At 59.1% G+C, this 6,641-nt stretch carries 4 protein-coding genes and 1 rRNA gene; all 5 read left to right on the top strand.

All coding sequences use genetic code 11. The features are described 5' to 3' along the window. A 5S ribosomal RNA gene (gene rrf, locus AB5Y85_RS19265) occupies positions 1-101 on the top strand; the annotation flags it as partial. A gap of 165 nt (positions 102-266) precedes the next feature. After that, positions 267-1,232 (top strand): transcriptional regulator EbgR, encoded by a 966-nt coding sequence (gene ebgR / locus AB5Y85_RS19260; protein ID WP_257686853.1) that lies wholly within the window; start codon positions 267-269, stop codon positions 1,230-1,232. Positions 1,233-1,553: 321 nt separating this feature from the next. Further along, entirely contained in the window at positions 1,554-4,628 is a 3,075-nt protein-coding gene (ebgA, locus tag AB5Y85_RS19255; RefSeq protein ID WP_257686852.1) for a beta-galactosidase subunit alpha, read from the top strand. Beyond that, entirely contained in the window at positions 4,625-5,080 is a 456-nt protein-coding gene (locus AB5Y85_RS19250; RefSeq protein ID WP_257686851.1) for a beta-galactosidase subunit beta, read from the top strand. The genes ebgA and AB5Y85_RS19250 overlap by 4 nt, the downstream gene beginning before the upstream one ends. A 102-nt stretch (positions 5,081-5,182) precedes the next feature. After that, positions 5,183-6,628, top strand: coding sequence for an amino acid permease (locus AB5Y85_RS19245; RefSeq protein ID WP_368221982.1), 1,446 nt, complete (start codon positions 5,183-5,185; stop codon positions 6,626-6,628). The last annotated feature ends 13 nt before the right edge of the window (positions 6,629-6,641 follow it).

Below are 6,641 nucleotides of genomic sequence, written 5' to 3'. Positions count from 1 at the left end.
CGCCGTGGAACCACCTGATCCCATGCCGAACTCAGAAGTGAAACGCGGTAGCGCCGATGGTAGTGTGGCATTCGCCATGCGAGAGTAGGACACTGTCAGGCACCTATTTAGAAGAGGCCTCCCATTCGGGAGGCCTTTTTGCATTTCTGTGTTCCAAAAATCTGCCCTGCCGCCGGCATTTTAGTAAAAGTGCTGGGCTATCAAGGGATTGCCCGTTACTCTTTAGCCGTTGCCGATTAACACGTGATGCTGCCAGCGAGGTATTGATGGCTACGTTGAAGGAAATTGCACAGGAAGCGGGGGTTTCTCTCGCCACGGTATCCCGGGTATTGAACGAGGATCCCAGCCTGAGCGTCAAGGAAGAGACCAAGCAGCGGATCTTCGAGATTGCCGAACGGCTGGAGTACAAGACCAGCAGTGCCCGCAAGGGGGTACACAAGAGCAAGCTGCACTTTCTGGTGGTCTATGCATATCCCCAGAGTACCGAGGTCAACGACCCTTACTATCTCGCCATCCGTTATGGTATCGAGACCCAGAGTGCCCGCCTCAATATCGAACTGACCCACCTCTACAACTGCGGTGAAGGGCGCGAACTGAGCGCCGTGGATGGTATTCTGGTGGTCGGAACCCTCACAGCCGAGCGTCTCGTCCAGCTAAGGGCTTGTTCCAGCCAGCTGGTGTTTGTCGACTGCTGTTCACAGGGAGAGTTCGACTCGGTCGATGTGGATCTCGCCCTGATCAGCCAGCAAGTGGTGGATTATTTTATCGCTCAGGGACACCGGCGCATCGGTTATATCGGTGGCCAGGATGAGAATCCGGATCTGCGCGAACTGGCCTTCCGGGATTATGGCCAGCGGTTGGGGGTGGTGCAGGAGAGCGATCTCTATCGTGGGGACTTCTCCAGCGCCTCCGGCTACCAGTTGGCGAAGGAGATGCTGGCAGGGGATTGGCCCAAGGCGCTGTTCGTTGCCTCCGACTCCATCGCCATCGGCGTGCTGCGTGCCATTCATGAGAAGGGACTGGCGATTCCCCAGCAGATCGAGCTTATCAGCGTCAACGATATTCCAACCGCCAAGTTCACCTTCCCGCCGCTCTCTACAGTGCGGATCCACTCCGAGTTGATGGGCTCCCAGGGGGTCAATCTGTTGGTCGAACGGCTGCGTGACGAGCGTGATATTCCACTTCGGGTGCTGGTGCCGAGCAAGTTGACCCTGCGTGGCACCACTCGCTGATTTTAGTAAAACATTCTGCTTTTTAGTCGCGCCATCTTGCGGTGGTGCGACACCTCTCCCAAGCAAACCTCTTTCCCATATCATCCAGTAACTTCATATCATATTGTTTTATAGTTGATTTTATTGCTAATCAGCCAACTCTTATCAACATCCATGCCACTCATCCATATCTTGCCCTCCTTTATCTCCCGCTTCTGATCTCGCTCACAAAACCATCTGTTCATTGTGATCAGGTTAAAACTTTACCTATCCAAAGCTGATATTTAGTAAATGTTTATCTAGAGTTTACCCAGTTAACGTTGCCTTGTTCCGGGAGGACATGTGAATAACTGGGAAAACGTCCAATTCGTTGGTGAAAACAGGCTGGCCCCGCGTGCCTACTTCTTCTCTTATGCCGACCACGCGCTGGCGGCCACCATGCAGCGCGAGCTGAGCCGCCGTTTTCTGAGCCTTGGCGGCCAGTGGCAGTTCCACTACTTCGACCACCCCCTGCAGGTGCCGGAGGCCTTCTATCACAACCCCATGAGCGAGTGGGGCCAGATCACCGTGCCCAACATGTGGCAGATGGAAGGACATGGTCAGCTGCAGTACACCGACGAAGGTTTTCCCTTCCCCATCGACGTGCCCTTCGTGCCGACCAACAACCCCACCGGTGCCTATCAGCGCAGCTTCACGCTGAGCCCGGCCTGGGACGGCGAGCAGGTGATCATCAAGTTTGACGGGGTGGAGACCTACTTCGAGGTCTATGTGAACGGCCACTACGTTGGCTTCAGCAAGGGCAGTCGTCTCACCGCCGAGTTCGATATCAGCGCCTACGCCAACATTGGCGAGAACCTGCTGTCGGTGCGGGTGATGCAGTGGGCGGACTCCACTTACATCGAAGATCAGGACATGTGGTGGATGGCGGGGATCTTCCGCGACGTCTATCTGGTGGGCAAACCGGCCGCCCATGTGCAGGACTTCTTTATCCGCACCGCGCTGGCTGATGACAATCAAAGCGCCACCCTGAGCTGCGATATCCAGTTGGAAAATCTTGGTGCGCCCGCCCGTGATCACCGTCTGGTCTGGTCGCTGCTGGATCAGGGCAACGAGATCGCCAGCGGCTCGCTCGACCATCTCGCCATCGATGGCAAGTGTGACTGCCGCTTCACGCTGGATCTGGCCAACCCCCATCTGTGGAGTGCCGAAGATCCTTATCTCTATCAGCTGCAACTCTCCCTCTACAACGGTCAGGGTGAGCTGCTGGAGGTGATCCCGCAGCGGGTCGGGGTGCGTGAAATCAAGGTCAAGGATGGCCTCTTCTACGTCAACGGCCACTACCTCAAGCTGCACGGGGTGAACCGCCACGACAACGACCACCTCAAGAGCCGCGCGGTCGGCATGGATCGTGTTGAACGCGATATCGTGCTGATGAAGCAGCACAACCTCAACTCGGTGCGCACCGCCCACTACCCGAACGACCCGCGCTTCTACGAGCTGTGCGACCAGTACGGTCTGTTCGTGATGGCGGAGACCGACGTGGAAACTCACGGTTTTGCCAACGTCGGCGATCTCAGCCGCATCACCGACGACCCCTTCTGGGAGCCGGTGTTCGTGGATCGCATCGAGCGCCATGTTCACGCCCAGAAGAACCACCCCTCCATCATCATCTGGTCGCTCGGCAACGAGTCCGGCTACGGCTGCAACATCAAAGCCATGTACCAGCGCTGCAAGGGGATCGACCCGACCCGGCTGGTGCATTACGAAGAGGATCGCGATGCCGAGGTGGTGGATGTGGTGAGTACCATGTACTCCCGGGTCTCCCAGATGAACTGCTTCGGCGAGTTCCCGATGGCGAAGCCGCGCATTATCTGCGAATACGCCCACGCCATGGGCAACGGCCCGGGTGGCCTCAGCGAATATCAGCAGGTGTTCGACCGTCATCCCCACATTCAGGGTCACTACATCTGGGAGTGGTGCGATCACGGCATTCTGGATCAGGACGAGCAGGGCCGCCCCGTTTACAAGTACGGTGGCGACTATGGCGACTACCCCAACAACTACAACTTCTGCATGGATGGCCTCATCTATCCGGATCAAACCCCGGGGCCTGGCCTGCGCGAATACAAACAGGTGATCTGCCCGGTCAAGGTGCGCGCGCTGGATCTGGCCAACGGCAAGCTGGAAGTGGAAAACCGCTACTGGTTCTCCACTCTCGACGATATCCGCCTGCTGGTCGAGGTGAAAGCCGAGGGCGAACTGCTGGCCAGCCAGCAAATCCGGCTGGAAGGGGTGGCTCCCGGTGCTATCACCGAGTTGCAACTCGAACTGCCATCCCTCGATGGGCGGGAAACCTTCGTCCAGCTGCGGGTCATCAAGGCCACCGCCACCCGTTACAGCGCGGCGGAGCACGAGCTGGGCCAGTACCAGTTCCGGCTGAAAGAGTCGACTCGCCAGCTGCAGCCCTTTGCCAATCCCAACGCCACTGCGTTGCAGATTGCCGACGAGCGTCTCGGTCTGACCTTGATCGGCAGCGGCTTTGCCCTGCGTTTCTCGCGCCTCGACGGCAAGCTGGTGAGCTGGCAGCAGGATGGTATCGAGCTGATTGAGCGCTCGCCGCGCCTCACCTTCTTCAAACCGATGATCGACAACCACAAGCAGGAGTACGAGAGCCTGTGGCACCCGAACCACCTGCAGATCATGCAAGAGCACTTCCGCACGCTGAGCTGGCGTCAGCTGGGCGAGGCGGTCGAGGTGACGGTCGAGAGTCTGATCGCGCCGCCGGTGTTCGACTTCGGCATGCGCTGCCGCTACGTCTATACCCTGAGCCCGAACGGCCAACTGCACGTGGCGCTGTCCGGTCAGCCCTACGGCGGTTATGACGACATCATCCCCAAGATCGGCTTCGAGCTGGGCATTCGTCAGGATCTCGACCGGGTGCACTACTACGGCATGGGGCCGGGCGAAAACTATCAGGACAGCCGTCAGAGCAACTGGATCGACAGTTTCCAGAGCACAGTCAGCGAGATGTGGGAGCACTACCCCTTCCCGCAGGACAACGGCAACCGCCAGCAGGTGCGCTGGGCGACCCTGACCAACCGCCACGGCGCCGGTCTCTACGTGCGGCCTGATGCCCCCATCAACCTGAGCGTCTGGCCCTACAGCTGGGAGCATATCCACGCGGCGCAGCACATCAACGAGCTGGAACCGAGCGGTTATCTCACCCTCAATCTTGATCACAAGGTGCTGGGGCTCGGCTCCAACTCCTGGGGCTCCGAGGTGCTGGACTCCTGGCGGGTGCGCTTCGAGCCATTCAGCTTCGGCCTGACCCTGCTGCCCATTGCCCGTGGCAACCTCAATCCGGCTGCGCTGGCCGGGCTCGATCTCACCATCAACGGCGGGAGGAACCTCGCATGATCACCCTGGACAACCTGACCCTGTTCAAAAACATCTACCGGGAAGGCAAGAAGTGGGGCCGCTGCGTGGAGGCCATCAACAACCTGCCAAACCTCAAACCCGGCATCTGCCACTCCATCGGTGACTCCCTCACCTATCGCTTGCAGGAGGGGGCCAGCTCGGCCACCTCACTGTTCGAGGGGCAGCGCCGCTACTTCGACGTCCACTACTACCTGGAAGGGGAAGAGACGGTGGAGTGGGCTGCCAAGAGCGAGCTGGCGGTCGAGCAGGCTTATGACGACACCACCGACCGCGAGTGGCTGGCAGGCGAGGTGCGTGAGCGCCAGAAAGTCGGCAACGGTCAGGTGGTGATCTTCGAGAACGACGAGGCGTACCGGTTCACAGGCGATAGCCCGGTGCGCAAGGTGATCATCAAGGTCACCGTCGAAGGCGGCTACTTCAAGAACAAATAACAAGCCGCCGGTTCTGCACTGACAAAGCCGGAAGGGCGGGGCTCACCCTACAAATCATGCCCCGCCCTTTCGCTGAGATAACTACAGGTCTGGAGATGCACCATGTCTGATTCCAAACGCAATACGATAGGCAAGTTTGGTCTGCTGTCGCTCACCTTCGCGGCGGGATTCAGCTTCAACAACGTCATCAACAACAACATCGAAATCGGTCTGGCCTCGGCCCCGATGTTCTTTCTGGCCACCATTTTCTACTTCATTCCGTTTTGCCTGATCATTGCGGAATTTGTGTCACTGAATAAAAACTCCGAAGCGGGGGTTTATGCCTGGGTGAAGAGCTCCCTCGGCGGGCGCTGGGCCTTTATCTCCGCCTACACCTACTGGTTCGTGAACCTGTTCTTCTTCACCTCGCTGCTGCCGCGGGTTATCGCCTACGCCTCCTATGCCTTTCTCGGCTACGAGTACATTCTCACTCCGGTGGCGACCACGGCATTGAGCATGGTGCTGTTTGCCTTTGCCACCTATGTCTCCACCAACGGCGCCAAGATGCTCGGCCCCATCACCTCGGTGACCTCGTCCCTGATGCTGCTGCTGACCCTCTCCTACATCCTGCTGGCGGGTGCGGCACTGATGGGCGGCGTGCAGCCGGCTGACCCCATCACGGTAGAGGCCATGGTCCCCGATTTCAGCTGGGCCTTCCTCGGTATCACCACCTGGATCTTTATGGCAGCCGGTGGCGCCGAGTCGGTGGCGGTCTACGTCAATGACGTGAAGGGTGGCTCCAAGTCATTCGTGAAGGTGATCATCATCGCCGGGATCTTTATCGGCGTGCTCTACTCCATCGCCTCGCTGTTGATCAACGTGTTCGTGCCGAGCGGTACCCTGAAATATACCGGCGGCTCGGTGCAGGTGTTTGAAGGGCTGGCAGCCTACTTCGGCCTGCCGGAGATCCTGATGAACCGCTTCGTCGGGCTGGTCTCCTTCACCGCCATGTTCGGCTCCCTGCTGATGTGGACGGCGACCCCGGTGAAGATCTTCTTCTCCGAGATCCCGGCCGGCATCTTCGGCAAGAAGACGGTCGAGCTGAACGAGAATGGCGTGCCCGCCCGTGCAGCCTGGATCCAGTACCTCATCGTGCTGCCGCTGATGGTGATCCCGACCCTGGGCTCCAACACCGCGCAGGATCTGATGAACACCGTCATCAACATGACCGCCGCCGCCTCCATGCTGCCGCCGCTGTTCATCATGCTGGCCTACCTCAATCTGCGCCTGAAGCTCGACCACCTGCCACGGGAGTTCAAGATGGGGTCGCGCACCACCGGCATCGCCGTGGTCTCGGTGCTGATCGCCATCTTCTCGGTGGGCTTCCTCGCCTCCACCTTCCCGACCGGTGCCGACATCATGACCATCATCTTCTACAACGTCGGCGGGATCGTGATCTTCCTCGGCTTCGCCTGGTGGAAATACAACAGATACGAGGCCTCCCTCAGTGCCGAAGCGCGCGCGAAAGAGGCACAGCCGACGGCGCAGGTTGCCATGCAGACACCATAGCCACTGCATTGAC

The sequence above is a fragment of the Aeromonas sp. R3-1 genome, from assembly GCF_040908345.1.
GTDB lineage: Bacteria > Pseudomonadota > Gammaproteobacteria > Enterobacterales > Aeromonadaceae > Aeromonas > Aeromonas veronii.
The sequence above is the reverse complement of the archived record's forward strand: the minus strand, read 5'-3'. Positions and strand labels throughout refer to the sequence as shown.